14 protein-coding genes are annotated in these 16839 nt (G+C 68.8%); 9 read left to right on the forward strand and 5 right to left on the reverse strand.

What is annotated here, in order from left to right:
* The first annotated feature begins 14 nt into the window (after positions 1 to 14).
* Together RZ1_RS22830 and RZ1_RS22835 are read left to right on the forward strand one after the other, a co-directional pair.
* Complete coding sequence (locus RZ1_RS22830) at positions 15 to 1022, forward strand: NAD(P)H-dependent glycerol-3-phosphate dehydrogenase (RefSeq protein ID WP_072814806.1); 1008 nt, start codon at positions 15 to 17, stop codon at positions 1020 to 1022.
* 91 nt (positions 1023 to 1113) lie between these two features.
* Positions 1114 to 2556, forward strand: coding sequence for a flavin-containing monooxygenase (locus tag RZ1_RS22835; protein ID WP_238071981.1), 1443 nt, complete (start codon positions 1114 to 1116; stop codon positions 2554 to 2556).
* Here RZ1_RS22835 and RZ1_RS22840 read toward each other — a convergent pair.
* A complete protein-coding gene (locus RZ1_RS22840; RefSeq protein ID WP_072814807.1) occupies positions 2536 to 4497 on the reverse strand; it encodes an aconitate hydratase in 1962 nt (653 codons plus the stop codon). The two genes, RZ1_RS22835 and RZ1_RS22840, sit on opposite strands and share 21 nt — an antisense overlap.
* A 178-nt stretch (positions 4498 to 4675) precedes the next feature.
* Here RZ1_RS22840 and RZ1_RS22845 point away from each other — a divergent pair, with 178 nt between their 5' ends.
* Positions 4676 to 5371, forward strand: coding sequence for a nitroreductase (locus RZ1_RS22845; RefSeq protein WP_072814808.1), 696 nt, complete (start codon positions 4676 to 4678; stop codon positions 5369 to 5371).
* Positions 5372 to 5451: 80 nt separating this feature from the next.
* A complete protein-coding gene (locus RZ1_RS22850) occupies positions 5452 to 6036 on the forward strand; it encodes a sigma-70 family RNA polymerase sigma factor (RefSeq protein ID WP_072814809.1) in 585 nt (194 codons plus the stop codon).
* On the opposite strand, the gene RZ1_RS22855 is transcribed toward RZ1_RS22850, so the two are convergent.
* On the reverse strand, positions 5990 to 7177 hold the full coding sequence (locus tag RZ1_RS22855) for a DUF8462 domain-containing protein (protein ID WP_072814810.1): 1188 nt from the start codon (positions 7175 to 7177) through the stop codon (positions 5990 to 5992). The genes RZ1_RS22850 and RZ1_RS22855 overlap by 47 nt on opposite strands.
* Positions 7178 to 7339: 162 nt before the next feature.
* Here RZ1_RS22855 and aztD point away from each other — a divergent pair, with 162 nt between their 5' ends.
* Complete coding sequence (aztD, locus tag RZ1_RS22860) at positions 7340 to 8563, forward strand: zinc metallochaperone AztD (protein WP_072814811.1); 1224 nt, start codon at positions 7340 to 7342, stop codon at positions 8561 to 8563.
* Here aztD and RZ1_RS22865 read toward each other — a convergent pair whose 3' ends face one another.
* Positions 8564 to 9976 (reverse strand): glycoside hydrolase family 183 protein, encoded by a 1413-nt coding sequence (locus tag RZ1_RS22865; RefSeq protein ID WP_072814841.1) that lies wholly within the window; start codon positions 9974 to 9976, stop codon positions 8564 to 8566.
* Positions 9977 to 10293: 317 nt separating this feature from the next.
* Here RZ1_RS22865 and otsB point away from each other — a divergent pair, with 317 nt between their 5' ends.
* The 4 genes from otsB (at position 10294) to RZ1_RS22885 (ending at position 15766) form a co-directional block, all read left to right on the forward strand.
* Complete coding sequence (otsB, locus tag RZ1_RS22870; protein ID WP_072814812.1) at positions 10294 to 11103, forward strand: trehalose-phosphatase; 810 nt, start codon at positions 10294 to 10296, stop codon at positions 11101 to 11103.
* A gap of 36 nt (positions 11104 to 11139) precedes the next feature.
* Positions 11140 to 13590 carry a glycoside hydrolase family 65 protein gene (locus RZ1_RS22875; protein WP_072814813.1) on the forward strand — a complete coding sequence of 817 codons (2451 nt, stop codon included), beginning with the start codon at positions 11140 to 11142 and terminating at the stop codon, positions 13588 to 13590.
* Positions 13587 to 14405, forward strand: a complete 819-nt coding sequence (locus RZ1_RS22880) for an HAD family hydrolase (RefSeq protein WP_072814814.1) — start codon at positions 13587 to 13589, stop codon at positions 14403 to 14405. The genes RZ1_RS22875 and RZ1_RS22880 overlap by 4 nt, the downstream gene beginning before the upstream one ends.
* 128 nt (positions 14406 to 14533) lie before the next feature.
* Positions 14534 to 15766: a glycosyltransferase family 87 protein gene (locus RZ1_RS22885; protein ID WP_072814815.1), complete on the forward strand. Its 1233-nt coding sequence runs from the start codon at positions 14534 to 14536 to the stop codon at positions 15764 to 15766.
* Here the strand turns inward: RZ1_RS22885 and RZ1_RS22890 are convergent.
* Both RZ1_RS22890 and RZ1_RS22895 read right to left on the reverse strand, forming a co-directional pair.
* Entirely contained in the window at positions 15736 to 16065 is a 330-nt protein-coding gene (locus tag RZ1_RS22890; protein WP_072814816.1) for a branched-chain amino acid transporter permease, read from the reverse strand. The two genes, RZ1_RS22885 and RZ1_RS22890, sit on opposite strands and share 31 nt — an antisense overlap.
* Complete coding sequence (locus tag RZ1_RS22895; RefSeq protein WP_072814817.1) at positions 16058 to 16750, reverse strand: AzlC family ABC transporter permease; 693 nt, start codon at positions 16748 to 16750, stop codon at positions 16058 to 16060. Before RZ1_RS22895 ends, RZ1_RS22890 begins: the two co-directional genes overlap by 8 nt.
* Positions 16751 to 16839: the final 89 nt, after the last annotated feature.

Below are 16839 nucleotides of genomic sequence, written 5' to 3' on the forward strand. Positions count from 1 at the left end.
AGGAGTGATCGCAGATGGCACGTCCGGTTCGCGTCGTCGTTCTCGGTTCCGGCTCGTGGGGGACCACGGTCGCGGGGCTCGCGGCCCAGAACACGCCGACGCTGGTGTGGTCGCGCAGTTCCGACACCGCGGCGGAGATCAACAAGGAGCACCGGAACAGCCGCTACCTCGGCGACCGCGAGCTCCCCGCCGACCTGCGGGCCACCGACGACCTGATCGAGGCCGCGCACGAGGCGGATGTGCTGGTCGTGGGGGTGCCCTCGCACGCGGTGCGGGGAACGCTCGACCGGATCGCCGACGAGGTGCGCGCCTGGGTACCGGTCGTCTCGCTCGCGAAGGGTCTCGAGCCGGGCACGCGGCTGCGGCCGACCGAGGTGATTTCGCAGTGCCTGCCGGGGCATCCGGTCGGGTTGCTCGCCGGACCGAACATCGCCAGCGAGATCGCCGACGGATTGGCCGCCGCGTCGGTGGTGGCGATGCAGGACGAGTCGGTCGCGAGCGCGCTGCAACCGTTGTTCGCGTCGAAGGTGTTCCGCGTCTACCGCAATACCGACGTACTCGGCTGCGAGCTGGGTGGGGTCCTCAAGAACATCGTCGCGATCGCGGCCGGCATGGCCGAGGGACTGGGGGTCGGCGACAACACCCGCGCGATGGTGCTCTCGCGGGGACTCGCCGAGATGATCCGGCTCGGCGTGGCGATGGGCGCGCAGCCACGGACCTTTTCCGGCCTGACCGGCATGGGCGATCTGATCGCCACGTGCATGAGCCCGGCGTCGCGCAACCGCCGGGTCGGTGAGGCGATCGCGCGCGGACTGTCCGTGGAGGAGGCGGTCGCCGAACTGGGGCAGGTCGCCGAGGGTGTCAAGACCGCTCCGACGGTGATGGAACTCGCCCGTGAGTACGGCGTCGAGATGCCGATCGCCGCCGAGGTCGAGGCGGTGGTTGCGGGGCGTCGAACCCCCACCGAGGCCTATCGCGGGCTGCGGCGCCGCGCACCCGGTGATGAGGAGGACCTCGTCTGATCAGCCGGGTATCCGGCTTTCTCGGATTTATCCCAGACATCGAGAGATTTCCCGATTTGACTGTTCACGGGCTGACTTGAACACTGTTCAAGTGCTGTCGTTCACGGAAGTCCTCATCATCGGCGCCGGATTCGCGGGGCTCGGCGCGGCCGTGCACCTGCACCGTCTCGGCCGGGACGTGCGGGTCCTCGAACGCGCGGATTCCGTCGGCGGGACGTGGCGCGACAACACCTACCCGGGCTGCGAATGCGACATCCCGCCGGCGCTGTACTCGTACTCGTTCGCACCGCAGGCGACGTGGGCACGCGGCCGCGCCGGGCAACCCGAGATCCTCGCGCACCTGCACGACCTCGCCGGCGCACCCGGCCTGCGCGAGCGCATCACGTGCGGGGTCGCCGCCACCGGGTGCCGCTGGGACGAACGCACGCAGCGCTGGCACGTCACCACCGACCGGGGAACCAGCTACGAGTCGCGCTTCCTCATCGTGGCGGTCGGCGCGCTCAACGTACCCCGGATCCCCCGCCCGGCCGGCACCTTCGACGGTCCCGCCGTTCACACCGCCCGATGGGACGACGCGCTCGATCTCACCGGGCGGCACGTCACGGTCGTCGGAACGGGTGCCAGCGCAATACAAGTCGTCCCCCAGGTTGCCGAGGTCGCGGCTCGCGTCACCGTCGTCCAGCGCACCGCGCCGTGGATCCTGCCGCGGACCCTCCCCCGGCTACCGCTCCCGCGCCCGGTCCGGCGGACACTCGAATACTGGCGCGCGGAAGCCCGATCGAGCGCCTTCACTGGGTCACCGGACCGGCTCGAGGCCCGTGCGCTGCGGCACCTGCACGATCAGGTCGCCGATCCGGCCCTGCGCGAGGCACTGACCCCGCACTACCGGATCGGATGCAAGCGGCTGCTGTTCTCCGACGACTACTACCCCGCGTTGGGTCGCGGGAACGTCGAACTGGTCCCGTCACCGCTCGCACGGCTCGCCGGGGACTCCGTCGTCACCGCGGACGGTCGCGAGCACCGCGCCGATGTTCTGGTGTATGCCACGGGGTTTCACGTGTCCGGTGCGCTCGCATCGGTCCCGGTGGCCGGGCGGGACGGGAAGATCCTCCTCGAGCAGTGGGCACGCGAGGGTGCGCAGGCGCACCTGGGTATCACCGTCGCGGGGTTTCCGAACGCGTTCGTCCTCGGCGGTCCCAACACCGGCCTGGCCCACACCTCGGTTCTCACGATGCTCGAATCCCAGTTCCGTTATGCCGCGGCAGCAATGGACGCGACCGACCAAGAGGGCGTCGACGCGCTCGAGGTCGACGAGCAGGCACCGGCCCGGTTCGCTGCCGAGATGGCCGACCGGTCGGCGGGAACGGCGTGGACGTCCGGCTGCGACAGCTGGTACCTCGACCGCGACGGCGTCAACCGATCGCTGTGGCCCGATTGCGCGTGGCGGTACCGGCTGCGCACTCGTCGATTCGACCGCGAGAACTACCGGGTTCCGGCATCCGTGATCGAGCCGTCACCGGCCTCGTTCCCGTAGTGCCAGTTTCGGAATGATGCCGCCGGCCAGCACATCCTCGAGCTGACGGGGCGACAACCTGTGCCGCACCGGAATGTCCACCTCACGGGTCGAATCATGCACCGACAGATCGGGCCCGGCCACGAGCGCGTCACGCAGCCCGTCGAGGACGAACACATCGCCTTGCTCGATCGCGTCGTAGTCGTCCGGGTTCTCGAATTCGAGAGCGAGGACACCGAAGTTCGCGAGGTTCTGCCAGTGGATCCGCGCGAACGACTTCGCGAGCACGACGCGGAGACCGAGATACCGCGGCGTGATGGCAGCATGCTCACGCGACGATCCCTGCCCGTAGTTCTCCCCGCCGACGACGATGTGTCCCGAGGTGTGCGTGGCCGCGGCCCGCTCCGGATAGGTCTCGTCGACCTGGGTGAAGGTGAACTGCGCGAGCTTGGGGATGTTGGACCGGAAGGGCAATGCCCGAGCTCCCGCCGGCGAGATCTCGTCGGTGGAGATGTTGTCTGCGACCTTCAACAGAACAGGAGCCTCGATCCGGTCCGGCAAGGGCGGGAAATCGGGCAGCGACGAGATGTTCGGTCCCTTCACCGGTTCGATGTTTCGTGCCTCCTCCTCCGGCGGCGGAGCGGCGAGCATCGCGGTGTTCACCGACGCGGCCGCAGGCAACTCCAGTGTCGGGTAGTCCATGCCGGCCTGCGCGGCCCAATCACGCGGGTCGGTGATGCAACCGGTCAGTGCGGAGGCTGCCGCGGTCTCCGGCGAACACAACCACACCGAGTCCTCCCGGGTACCGGAGCGACCGGGGAAGTTCCTCGGCATGGTGCGCAACGAGTTCCGCCCGGTCGCGGGGGCCTGCCCCATGCCGATGCAGCCCATGCATCCGGACTGGTGGATGCGGGCTCCGGCGGTCACGAGGTCGAGCGTGGCACCCATGCGGGTGAGGTCGGAGTAGATCTCCCGCGAGGACGGGTTGATGTCGAAGCTGACCTCCGGGAGGGTCTGCCGTCCGGCGACCATCGCGGCCGCGATCGCGAAGTCGCGCAGTCCGGGGTTCGCGGACGATCCGATGACGACCTGTGCGACCGGTTCCCCGGCGACCTCACGCACGGCCACCACATTGCCCGGCGACGACGGCTTCGCGATCAGCGGTTCGATGGAAGACAGGTCGACGTGCTCGACGAGGTCGTATCCCGCGCCCGGGTCGGCGACGACCTCGACGAAGTCCTTCTCCCGGCCCTCCGACCTCAGGAACTCGCGCACCGCGTCGTCGGCAGGGAACACGGTGGTGGTCGCACCGAGTTCGGCGCCCATGTTCGCGATCACGTGCCGGTCCATCGCGGTCAGCGTCTCCAGTCCAGGCCCGTGATATTCGAGAATCCGCCCGACTCCGCCCTTGACGCCGTGCCGGCGGAGCATCTCGAGAATCACGTCCTTCGCCGAGCACCACGGCGGCAGAGCGCCGGTCAGCTCCACACCCCAGATCTCGGGCATCCGCAGGTTCAGCGGCTCGCCGGCGATGGCCAGCGCCACCTCGAGTCCGCCGACGCCGATGGCGAGCATGCCGAGCGAGCCGGCCGCAGGCGTGTGCGAATCGGATCCGGCCAGCGTCTTGCCCGGTATCCCGAACCGCTGCATGTGCGTCGGGTGTGAAACCCCGTTGCCCGGCTTGGAGAACCACAGCCCGTACCGCAGGCAGGAGGTGCGCAGGTACTCGTGGTCTTCGGCGTTCTTCTCGTCGGCCTGCAGCAGGTTGTGGTCGACGTATTGGACGCTGACCTCCGTCCGCGCGCGATCGAGATGCAGCGCTTCGAGTTCCTGCATCACCAGGGTTCCTGTGGCGTCCTGGGTGAGGGTCTGGTCGATCCGGATCGCTATCTCCTCGCCGGGGACCATCTCCCCGGACATCAGATGGTCTCCGATGAGCTTGCACGCAACGTTCTCCGACATGGTGGCTCCCGTCCGCGCCCGGGGCGCCGACGGCGGACCGGGCGGCGGCTGTCGATTTCGTTACCTCCAGCATGCGCCGGTTCGATCGCGAGAACTACCGCGCCCGCCACCACCGGGCGGGTCTGGACGGACAGACCCTGAACGAGCGCTAACTCCTCGGGTGTGGGATCGTGAGGTCATGACCGTCTCCGACGCGACCAACTCCGACGCGACCATGCTGTCGACGCTGCTCGACGCCCGGTACAGCTGCCGTGCGTTCCTGTCCAAGCAGGTGCCGCGCGAGGACATCGAACGCATGCTGCGGATGGCCCAGCGCACCCCGTCGTGGTGCAACTCGCAGCCGTGGCAGGTGCACGTGACCAGCGGGGACGCCACCGACCGGCTCCGGGCGGCCACGTACGAGCAGGCCGCCTCCGGGCTCCTCGACCCGGACATCGCAGGTCCCGTCGAGTACCGCGGCGAGTACGCCGAGCGCCGGCGCAACGCGGGATACGCCCTGTACAACGCACTGAGCATCGCCCGCGACGACTATCCCGAGCGCACCCGGCAGATGCTCGAGAACTACCGGTTCTTCGGCGCCCCGCACGTCGCGATCGTTACCACCGACAAGCAGCTCGGCACGTACGGCGCCGTCGACTGCGGCGGCTACGTCGCCACCCTGCTGCTCGCCGCGCAGGCCCTCGGCATCGCCGCGGTCCCCCAGGCCGCCGTCGCGATGACCGCGACGGCGCTGCGCAACGAGCTGAACATCTCCGATGAGCGCGACATCGTGTGCGCCATCTCGTTCGGCTACGCCGACGAGTCCCATCCGGCGAACACGTGCCGCACCGACCGGGCCGAGCTCGGCGACGTCGTGCGGTGGGTGGAGGACTGACCACCCCCAGGGGTGCTGTTTCGTGACGCTGCGGCGGCGCAGGCTCGAGGTGTCGAATTACCGCCCCGAGAGGAACCACCGTGACCGACACCGAAACCGAAGCACTGCTCCGCAATTGGGTTCCGCGCGCCGTCGCCGGTGAACCGCACGCCGTGGGCGTGGTGGTGCGCTCGGTCCATCCGCACGTGATGCGTTTCTGCGACGCACGGATGGACGCGCACACCCGGGCCCACACCCCGGTCGAGGATCTCGCCCAGGAGGTGTGCCTCGCACTGACCCGCGCGCTGCCTCGCTACCGCGACCGGGGGACCTCGGTGCTGCGTTTCGCGTTCGGTATCGCCACCCGCAAGATCGCCGACGCCCGCCGCAGCGCGGCCCGGTCCGCGCCGCACGTGCACGAGGTGGCGGCGCCCGGGCCGGAGGAAGCCGTGCTCGACGAGGAGTTGATCGCTGCCGCACAGCGACTCATGGCAACGCTGCCCGAACAGCAACTGCTCGTGCTGAAACTGCGCGTCATGCAGGGCTACAGCACGGAACGCACCGCCGAACTTCTCGGCACCACGCCGGGCGCGGTCCGCATCGCCCAGCACCGGGCTCTGAATCGTATCCGGCTGCAGCTCAATCGGATTGAGCACGCAGATACCGCCCGAAGTGCGGCACGGTGAATCCGATGAAGCCGCGCTCCGCGGAGTAGATCAGCCCCTTTTTGATGAGCCCGTCCCGCGCCGGGGACAACGACGCCGGTTTACGTCCGAGTTCCGCTGCGATCTTCGACGTGGCGACGGGCCCGTCGTCACCGGACAGGTCGGCCATCGCACGCATGTATTCGCGTTCGGCGGGCGTCGCACGTTCGTAGCGGGATCCGAAGAACCCGACGGCGAGTTCTTCCTCGGCCGCCGGTGCCCCGACCCGCACGTCCTCCGCGGTGATCGGGCTCGCCGCCGCCACGTCCCACGTGGCCTTGCCGTAGGCCTGCACGAAGTAGGGGTATCCGTCGGCCGTCTCGTAGAGGGCATCGAGCGCGTCCTGGGTGAACTCGACGTCCTCGCGTTCGGCGGGGGCGATGAGCGCCAGGTCGGCGGCGGCACGTTCGAGCCGGTCGATGCGGTGATAGGTGAACAGCCGCTCCGAGTAACTCTTCGACGCGGACAACACCGCCGGTAGATGCGGCAGGCCCGCACCGACGACGATGAGCGGTGCGGCGTCCTGGCTCAGCTCGTGACAGGCTCCGCAGATCGCCGAGACGTCGGCCGCGCCGAGATCCTGCATCTCGTCGATGAACAGGGCGATGCCCACCCCGACGTCGCGGGCCAGACCGGACGCGTCGACGAGCAGTTCCACGAGGTCGATCTCGATGTCGCCCGAGTCCGCGCGACCCTTGACGGCGGGCGCGTCGATCCCCGGCTGCCAGCGTTCCCGCATGCCCTTGTCCGCGGTGGCGCGCAGCGCAAACGACTTGAGGACGCCGAGGAAGTAGTCGACCGATTCGCGGTCCGGGTGCGCCGCCGCGATCTCCCGCACCGCCATGTGCAGCGCCGACGACAGCGGTCGCCGCAGGTCCTGGTCCGGGCGCGCTTCGATCTTGCCGGTGCCCCAGCTGCGGGCGATCGCGGCCGAGCGCAGGTGATTGAGCAGCACGGTCTTGCCGACACCGCGCAGCCCGGTGAGCACAACACTCCGCTCCGGCCGGCCCCGCGCGATACGTTCGAGCACCACTTCGAACGCCGTGAGCTGCTTGTCGCGGCCGGCGAGTTCGGGCGGGCGCTGTCCCGCGCCCGGGGCATACGGGTTGCGGACCGGGTCCATCGGTCGATGGTAACGACAGGTGGGCGCGATTCCGCGTTCATCCGGACGGTGATTCGCGGACCCGGGGAGTCGCCCCCGGCTCGCTTTCGCCGGACACCGGGATGCAGACATACGCATACTAGACTTTGACATTCGTTTCCATTAACGCGTAGATCTGTGCCCATGAAAACCCTCCTCCGTCCCGGCGTCGCCGCGCTGTCCGCCGGACTCGCCGTCACCCTGCTCGCGGGATGCTCGTCGACCGATACCGACACCGACACCGGGTCGACCGCCCCCGCCGGCACCCCGGCCGAGACCGCGTCGGCGCAACCACGGCTGGCCCTCACCTACGACGGCGGCGTCCTCGTCGTCGATGCCACCAGCCTCGACGTGGTCGCGGACCTGCCGTTGGACGGGTTCAATCGCCTCAGCCCCGCGGGCGACGGCCGCCACGTGTTCGTCACGACCGCCGGTGGGTTCCGGGCACTGGACACCGGCAGCTGGTCGGAGCCGCACGGCGACCATGCGCACCACTACGCCGGCGACCCTCGTTGGTCCGGAACGGATTTCGAGGCCACCAAGCCCGGGCATGTCGTCGCGCACGCGGGGCGGACCGCACTGTTCGACGACGGCACCGGCCGCATCGAGCTGTTCGATCCGGCCGGCCTCGCGGACGGCGCACCGGAGGTCGAGACGGTCACGCTGCCCGACGCGCATCACGGGGTCGCAGTGCCCCTGTCCAACGGTGGCCTGCTCATCACGCTCGGAAACAGCGACTCCCGCAACGGAATCGCCGTCCTCGATGCCGCAGGCACCGAGACGGTCCGCAACGAACAGTGCCCGGGTGTCCACGGGGAAGCGACCGCCCGGGACGAGACGATCGTCGTCGGCTGCGAGGACGGCATGCTCGTCTACCGGGGCGGAACCATCACCAAGGTGACCGCTCCCGATCCGTATGCACGTCTCGGCAATCAGGCGGGGTCGGAGGACTCCGAGGTCGTACTGGGCGACTACAAGACCGACCCGGACGCCGAACTCGAACGGCCCGAACGCATTGCACTGGTGAACACGGCCACCTCGGGACTGCGGCTGGTCGATCTCGGCACCAGCTACACCTTCCGGTCGCTCGGTCGCGGACCGGACGGTGAGGCCCTGGTGCTCGGCACGGACGGCAACCTGCACGTCGTCGACGAGCACACGGGAGAGGTGATCCGGAAGATCGCCGTCGTCGATCCGTGGACCGAACCCGGCGAGTGGCAGCAGCCGCGCCCCGCCATGAAGGTACTGGGCGGCACGGTCTTCGTCACCGACCCTGCCGACGACGAGCTGCACGCCGTCGATCTCGCCACCGGCGCGATCACCACCGGCGCCCTGCCGCAGACCCCCAACGAGATCAGCGGAACCTGATCACCGTTCGATGCGGGTGCGCAGCAGGAAGGTGTTGTAGTCGGACCAGGTCGAAAGCATGAAGTAGACATCCTCGTCGGTCGACCACGGGTGGAGGAACCCGCCGTACAACTCGGCGTGCTCCTCCACCCCGACGAGGCGGGCGCTCTCCGACCACGCTCCCTGCGGGGTGTCCGACTCGCGCAGCACGATCGCGGCCTTCGCGGTGTCCAGATACGCCATCTGCCACCGCCCCGCGGCGGCGTCGAACCGGACGGACAACTCCGCGGCCGGTCCGTGTACCACGGGGGTCGCCGCGGTGTAACCACCCACGTGGGTCCAGCTGCCGTCGCGCCAGTACTGATAGGCGTCCGGTTCGAGCACCCGGTCCTCGGGTACCCGCGCCAGCGCCACCGATCCGAGCCGTGTGTTCGGGGTGCCGAAGAGATACACATAGCCCTCGGCGGGCACCGCCGCCGCCACCTGGAAGTTCGTCACCCCGAAGATGTTGTCCCACCGGGCATGCGGATCCTTCGTCCACGTCGACCCGCCGTCGTCGGAGTAGGCGATGCCACCGTGGTTGGTCCACCAGGTGGCCGGGATGCTGTTCCACGTGCGGATCGACATGTAGGTCAGATACTGACGCGACCCGACCGCGAACCCCGAGGTGGGAATCACCGTGATCTCGACGTTGTCGAGCTTGCGGCTGCTCAGGACCTCGGCCGCGTGACACCGTGAATCCTGCACCATCGAATCGAACGTCATGCCGTCGGCGAGGTCGCGGTCGGTGCTGAATGCGAGGACGTTGCTGCGCCAGTCCTCGCCCTGCCCGCCCGGCGGGTGAAAGCCCCGGCCGACCGTGTCGCCGAACGCGACGGCGATCCGTCCCGGCTCCGACTCCCACATGACGCCGAGGTCGGTGCCGTGCACCTGCCAGCGCTTGTCGGTCCGGTTGATCGAACCGGCGCCGGTCTGCTTGGCAACGGTGGTGACGTCCACGACGTTCGGGGCCGGCGGCGCCGGAGCGAGCGGGGCGGGTTCGATCGGCGCCTGCGCGCCGCCGGGCTCGGGGGCGGGCGGCTCCGGATCGGGCCCGGGCACCGGCGCGCCGAAGTAGAAGGGGGTCGGCATCAGGCCGATGCGCGGCAGCAACGGCGAGGTCCGTGCGGGCTCGCCGGTCAGGTCCGGGCAGGGGTCGGCGCACGGGTCCGCCGGAAGCGGGTCCGGTTCGACTCGCACCGGCACCGGCTCCGGCGCCGGGTAGGGCACGGTCGTGATCACCGGGTACGGCACGGGGATGTCCAGCTCGGACGGCACCACCGACTCGTGGCTCCACGTGTCGGTGGCACAGGGCCCGGTTCCGGTTGTCCCGTCCGGTTCGTCCGCCGCGGCAACGACCGGTTGCCCGGTTGCAACGACCACCGCGGCCAGCATCACCGCCCCGGGCAGTCCGCGCCGGTTCCGTCCTGACCGCCGGTCCACTGCCTGCATCACGTCCGAGATCGTGACACAGCCGGCCGACGGGTGCAGCGGCGAGGTCCGGCCGTCACGCGGTGCGTCTGCCACTGCCCGGCGCATCCCCCGATTCCCTCGTTCATCCGGCTATCTATCGGATTCTAGGAAACGTGGTAGATAACCGGATACAAGGGTGTTCTCGGCGACGCTCCCCGCCGGGAGTCACGGCGCCGACCCGCCGATCCGTGCGACGATGTGACTCGCCACCGACTCCGGCCTCCTGGAGGTGCTGAACGATGCAGGAAACGGCAGTGCGCGACGTTCCCCCCGCGCTCGGGAACCCCGCACTCGCTCGCCGACTCGCCGGCAGACGGCCGGCCGTGTTCCTCGATTACGACGGCGTCCTCAGCCCGATCGTGGCGCGACCCGAGGATGCGGTGATGTCGGAGAGCATGCGCACCGTCGTCCACGACCTGGCCACCCGCGTTCCGGTGTGCGTCGTCACCGGCCGCGACCGCGGCGTCGCGCAACAGTTGATGGGTGTCGACGACCTCGCGGTCGCCGGCAGTCACGGATTCGACATCTGGACACCGACGCGGGGCTCGCTCTCCGACGCCTACGTCGCGCGCTACACCGATCTCGTCGCGGAGGTCACCGAACGGCTCCGCGACGAGACCCGCGGCATCCCCGGTGCACACGTCGAATCGAAACGCGCATCGGTTGCCGTTCACTATCGCCTCGTCGATCCCGCCGACCGCGACCGCATCGCGGCGACGGTGCGGTCCGTGCTGGACGACTACGCAGGCAGGTTGAAGCTCACTCCCGGCAAGATGGTGTACGAACTCGGACCGAACGTCGACTGGAACAAGGGCAAGGCCGTCCTCTACCTCATCGACGTGCTCGGCCTCGACGGCGACGACGTGGTTCCGATCTACCTCGGCGACGACATCACCGACGAGTACGCGTTCCGGGCGTTGCGCGACCGCGGGATCGGCATCCTCGTCGGGGATCCCGACGACCCCGAGGTGGCGAATCGGACCACGGCGGCCCACTACGCACTGGCCTCCGTCGACGACGTGGAGCGTTTCCTGGCCACCCTGACCTGACCACCGGTACGTCGCGTGACTGGGAGGTGAAACACCGTGCAGGATCCGGATTTCGGTCTCGACTACGATCGTTTCGACAGTGCCGCAGAGGGTTTGCGTGAAGCTCTGACCTCCACGGGCAACGGATACTTCTGCACGCGCGGCACCGCCGAGTGGGAAGACATGGGGCCGGTTCACTATCCCGGCACGTACGTCCACGGCATCTACAACCGCGAGACCACGATCATGGGCGGGCGACCGGTCCTCAACGAGGACCTCGTCAACGTCTCCAACTGGCTGGTTCTCAAACTCCGCATCGAGGACGGGGACGCAATCCGGCTCGACAACGTCGACCTGCTGGGATATCGGCACACCTACGACATCCGGTCCGCGACCGTGATGCGCGAAATGACCTTCCGGGACCACTCCGGCCGTGAGACGACACTGCGGAGCCGCCGATTCGTCAGCATGGCCGACAGCCACCAGGCCGCGATCGAGTGGACCATCACTCCCGAGAACTGGTCGGGGCGAGTGGAAGTCGTCTCGGCACTCGACGGCCGGGTCACGAACCGCGTCGTCGCCCGCTACCGGCAACTCGAGGGCCGGCACCTGGATCCGGTCTCACCCCGCACGTTCAGCGACGAGACCATCGCGCTGCGCGTGCAGACCCGCCAGTCCGACATCTACGTGGCCGAGGCGGCCCGCACCCGGGTCTTCCGGGGAAACGACGAGGACCCGTACCACGTGGAGCGGAGCCTGTATCAGATGGAGGACTACATCCAGCAGGTGCTCGTATTCGACGTCGAACGCCGCAAGCCGGTCCGGGTGGAGAAGATGGTGTCGCTGTTCACCTCGCGGGACAACGCCATCACCGAACCCCTGGCCGCGGCCGGCCGGCACGTACTGCGGTATCCGGATTTCGCCACCTCCTTCGCCGAACACTGGGCGGCCTGGGACGAACTGTGGGACATCTGCGATGTCAAACTTCCCGGCGAACCCCGCGCGCATCTCCTGCTCGGTCTGCACGTCGCGCACGTGCTGCAGGTCTGCTCGCGACACACCGCACGACACGATGCAGGGGTCCCGGCACGCGGCCTCAACGGCGAAGCGTACCGGGGCCATGTGTTCTGGGACGAGATGTACGTCTACCCGTTCCTCAACCTCCGGATTCCGGAGGTGACCCGAAGCCTGATCCTCTACCGGTACCGCCGCCTCACCGAAGCACGTTGGGCTGCATCGGAAGCCGGTTACCGCGGTGCCATGTTCCCATGGCAGAGCGGCAGTGACGGCACCGAGGAGACCCAAGAAGTACATCTCAATCCCATGTCGGGACAATGGGATCCGGATCGGAGCCGCAATCAGCGGCACATCAACGCGGCCATCTTCTACAACGTGTGGCGCTTCCATCAGGCAACCGACGACGCCGAGTTCCTCGCCGACTACGGCGCCGAACTCATGGTCGAGATCGCCCGCTTCTGGGCGTCGATCGCGCACTGGAACCCGGAACGGGAACGGTACGAGATCCACGGCGTGATGGGCCCGGACGAATTCCACGAACACTATCCCGGCTCGGATGAACCCGGCGTACGCAACAACGCGTACACGAACGTCATGGTGGCGTGGGTGATGGCGACCGTGCCGTCCGTCCTCGAGTCGCTGTCCGCGATCCGCCGCACCGCGCTGCTGTCCCGCCTCGCGGTGGCCGACGAGGAACTGGCGCTGTGGGAAGACATGAGCCGGCGCATGTTCGTGCCTTTCCACCTCGGGGTGATCAGCCAGTTCGAGGGCTACGACGAACTCGAGGAACTCGACTGGGATCGCTACCGCGCCGGCTACCCCGACATCGGACGCCTGGATCGGATCCTGCGCGCCGAGGGCGACGATCCCAACCGGTACAAAATGGCCAAGCAGGCGGACACGGTCATGCTGTTCTTCCTGTTCGACTACGAGGAACTCGAACCGGTCTTCGCGCGGCTCGGCTATCCCTTCGATCGGGATCTCGCCGAGCGCACCATCGCGTACTACGACGAGAGAACCTCCCACGGTTCGACACTGAGCCACGTGACGTTCGCGTCCGTCCTCGCCGACCTCGACCCGCCCGGATCCTGGGAACGCTTCATGCTGGCGCTCGAGAGCGATGTCAGCGACCTGCAGGGCGGCACCACCAAGGAAGGCATCCACATGGGGGTCCTGTCCGGCACGCTCGACGTGCTGCAACGCACCTATGTCGGAACCCGCATCGACGACGGCGTGCTCGTGTTCCGGCCGCGGCTCGTCGACCGGCTCGACGGCGTGTCATTCTCGATCCGGTTCCGCGGCACACCACTGCGGGTGCGCATCACCGGAGGAGAACTGACCGTGCTCGCGCAGGCCGAGGGATTCCACGTGCCGATCCGGGTCGCGCTCGACGGCCAGGAACACGAACTCGGCGCCGGCGACAGCTGCGTGTTCACCCTCCCCGCGCAGCGGTCGTCGACCGCCCGGCAATCGGGCGGGGCGAGATCGTGACCGAGGCGCCGACGGCCTCGCCGTCGCGGACCACGGGATTCCGCGGCGCGATCTTCGACGTGGACGGGGTGCTCGTCGACTCCCCGCACGAGGCGGCGTGGCGACAAGCCCTCCACGAACTGATGGACGATGACTGGTCCGGCATCCGGGACGCGACCACGTGGTCGCCGGAGGGCTTCACCGCGCAGGTCTATCAGCAGGTGCTGTCGGGGAAGCCGCGGCGGAACGGTGCCCGCGCGGCACTCGAGTACTTCCACGTCCCGGACGCCGCGGAGCGCACCGCGACCTATGCCGAGCGCAAGCAGCGACTGCTGGTGCGCATGATCGACGCGAGGGCATTCGAGGCATACCCCGATGGGGTGCGGTTCGCACTGGCCGTGCGCGCCGCGGGAATCCCGATCGCCGCTGCGTCGTCGTCGAAGAACGCCGACCGGTTCCTGCGCGGGATCGCGCTCGACGAGTTTGGCAAGGCCCCCGGCGCAGCGCTCCACGGCCCCCCGCCCGGCGCCACCCTGCTGGATGTCTTCGACGCGAACCTGTCCGGACGGGACTTCGCCCACGGCAAGCCGGACCCGGAGATCTTTCTCACCGCGGCCGCGGAACTCGGCGTGTCGCCCGGAGCCTGTTTCGTCGTCGAGGACGCGGTCAGCGGAATCCTGGCCGCGAAATCGGGGGGCATGGCCGCGCTCGGCGTCGCCCGGTCCGACGACGCGGAGGCCCTGGCGGCGGCGCGTGCGGACCTGGTGGTGGCCTCGCTGGACGACGTCGATCCCGCCCGGTTGCGGCACGGGGAACTCGCCGCTCGCGGCGACTGACGGCAGCACATCGGAGCGGCGACCGCAATCCAGCCGCCACGACGCGATGACAACGATTGTGTAACGTAACCCGAGTTCACATGCCACACCGGTCTCCGCGCCGTCACGAACCCAGGGGGTGCACGCTCGTGCTGTCGTCCGAAATCCGAATCCGGCCCGTGCAGTCGGCGCTCGTCACGCTGGGTCTGATCCTCTCGGCGATCGTCGTGACCGTGAACCTGCACGAGTCGGTGACCGAGTACCTGATGGACCTGGACGTTTTCCGGGATGCCGGTGAAGCGTTCCTGCACCACACCCCGCTGTACACGGAGGGCTTCCACACCAGTTCGGGCTTCCGGTTCATCTATCCGCCGTTCGCGGCGGCGCTGTTCGCGGTGTTGCCGCTGGTCGGCAGCACCACCATGCAGTTCCTCTGGACGCTCGGCCTGATCGTGCTGGTCTGGTGGGTGCTGAAGGTCGCGCTCGAGCGCATGAACGTCGATCGCGCGTCCCTGCTGGCCACCGCAGCGCTCGGGCTGACGCTGTGCCTCGAGCCGATGCGGTCGAACTTCGCGTTCGGCCAGATCAACATCGTGCTCATGGCGCTGGTCGTCGCGGACTGCCTCGGGGTCATCCCCCGCCGGTTCCGCGGGATCGGGATCGCGCTCGCCGCCGCCATCAAGATCACACCCGCGGCGTTCGGCCTGCTGTTGTTGCTGCGCCGCGACCTGCCGTCCGTCGCCCGCGCGGCCGGTGGATTCCTGGCGATCGCCGCGTTCGGATACTGGCTGCGACCCGAGTCGTCGGTCTACTTCTGGACCCACGAGGCCTGGGCAACCGACCGCGCCGGTGACCAGGAGTTCTTCCGGAACCAGGCGCTGACCGGTCTGCTCGCCCGGTTCGACTTCCCCGAAACGGTCACCAAGGGCCTGTGGCTGGCCTGCGCCGTGGTCATCGTCGCGGCGGCCGCGTGGGCTGCGAATCGTTTCCTGCGTTCGGACGAACCGGTGATCGCGCTCGGCGTGATCGCGCTCGCGACGCTGCTCGCCGCGCCCATCGCCGTCACCCACCACTGGGCGTACAGCGTGCTGCTCATCGCCATCCCGATCGCGCCGCAGTACCGCAGCTGGTGGCCGGTGCTGCTGCCCGCCGCGCTCGTGTTCCTCGTCGGGCCCAACTATCTGCTCATCGATGCCTCGTCGCACGGCTGGGTGGAGCAGACGGTTCTCGAATTGCTGGGCAACGCCCAGGGCCTGACCGGGATCGTGCTGCTGGTCGCCGCGGTGGTCGCCGCCCGGTCGCGCCGCGGATCCGATACCCCGGGCACCGACACGTCCGCCGCGGAGGCCGCTCAGCCCCAGAGCGCGCCGGCCACCACGTAGGAGGCGGTGCCGACGACGGTGCTCAGCGCCGGGTTGCGTCGCCACAGATGGACCGCGACGGTCGCACCGAGCCCGATCACCGCGGGCAGCCACGTCGTCGCACCGGTGTCGCGCAGCGTGTACATCACCAGGATCACCATCACCCCGGCCGGCATCGTGGTGCCGAGAAACTTCACCACCGCCGAATCACGCAGGAACGCCAGCGCCGCGAACGGCGCCGCCCGCAGGCCGACGGTGACCACGAACATCACGAACAGCGACGCCAGCACGTAGCCGGCGCCCGGCACCGACTCAGGCATGGGACACCCGATTGCGGTAGACGTACCGGACGAGCAGCGCCAGCACGAACAACCCGAGGGCGACGGGAAGCATGACGTCCTTCGCGAGGACCAAGGCCACCAGCCCGCAGACCAGCGCGATCGCGGGTGCCGGCAGGTCTCGGTTGATGCGGAAAGCGTCGATCGCGAGCACCGTACACAGCGCGGTGAGCGCGAACTCGAGGCCCGAAAGGCCCGCCGGGAGGGCCGCCCCGATCACGGCACCGATGGTCCCCGATGCGACCCACACCACCTGACACAGCACCTGCACGGCGAGGATCCGGGGACCCGTCAGCTTCTCGTGCGGTTTCGGGGCGACGATCGCGTACGACTCGTCGGTGAGGGCGTAGACGCTGTAGATCCGCCCGATGCGGCTGCGGATCACCCGCAGCGGGAAGCTCAGACCGTAGAACACGTGCCGGAAGTTGATCAGCAGCGTCGCCGCTGCGAGCGACGCGAACGGGGTGACCGCCCCGATCAGACCGACCGCGAGGAACTCCATCGACCCGGCGTAGATGACGGTGGAGAAGATCGGCGCCCACCACCAGTCGAAACCACCCTGGGTCAGCACCACCCCGAACGCCAGACCCAGGGGGATCAGTCCGAGACCGACGGCCCAGGAATCGGCGATACCGTCGCGGATCTCGGTGGAGCGACGGTCGGACACACGCTTCAATCTATCGGTGTCCCGATCCGCCGGTGTCCCCGGCCGAGGTTGCGGCCCGGGCTGCGCCGGTACGATGACTCGTTCGGATC

Source organism: Rhodococcus zopfii NBRC 100606 = JCM 9919, from assembly GCF_001895025.1.
GTDB lineage: Bacteria > Actinomycetota > Actinomycetes > Mycobacteriales > Mycobacteriaceae > Rhodococcus > Rhodococcus zopfii.

Excerpts from the sequence above, each read along its gene's own strand:
- aztD (WP_072814811.1), top strand. The coding sequence starts at position 7,340 with ATGAAAACCCTCCTCCGTCCCGGCGTCGCCGCGCTGTCCGCCGGACTC.
- RZ1_RS22865 (WP_072814841.1), bottom strand. The coding sequence starts at position 9,976 with ATGCTGGCCGCGGTGGTCGTTGCAACCGGGCAACCGGTCGTTGCCGCG.
- otsB (WP_072814812.1), top strand. The coding sequence starts at position 10,294 with ATGCAGGAAACGGCAGTGCGCGACGTTCCCCCCGCGCTCGGGAACCCC.
- RZ1_RS22855 (WP_072814810.1), bottom strand. The coding sequence starts at position 7,177 with ATGGACCCGGTCCGCAACCCGTATGCCCCGGGCGCGGGACAGCGCCCG.
- RZ1_RS22845 (WP_072814808.1), top strand. The coding sequence starts at position 4,676 with ATGACCGTCTCCGACGCGACCAACTCCGACGCGACCATGCTGTCGACG.
- RZ1_RS22890 (WP_072814816.1), bottom strand. The coding sequence starts at position 16,065 with ATGCCTGAGTCGGTGCCGGGCGCCGGCTACGTGCTGGCGTCGCTGTTC.
- RZ1_RS22830 (WP_072814806.1), top strand. The coding sequence starts at position 15 with ATGGCACGTCCGGTTCGCGTCGTCGTTCTCGGTTCCGGCTCGTGGGGG.
- RZ1_RS22840 (WP_072814807.1), bottom strand. The coding sequence starts at position 4,497 with ATGTCGGAGAACGTTGCGTGCAAGCTCATCGGAGACCATCTGATGTCC.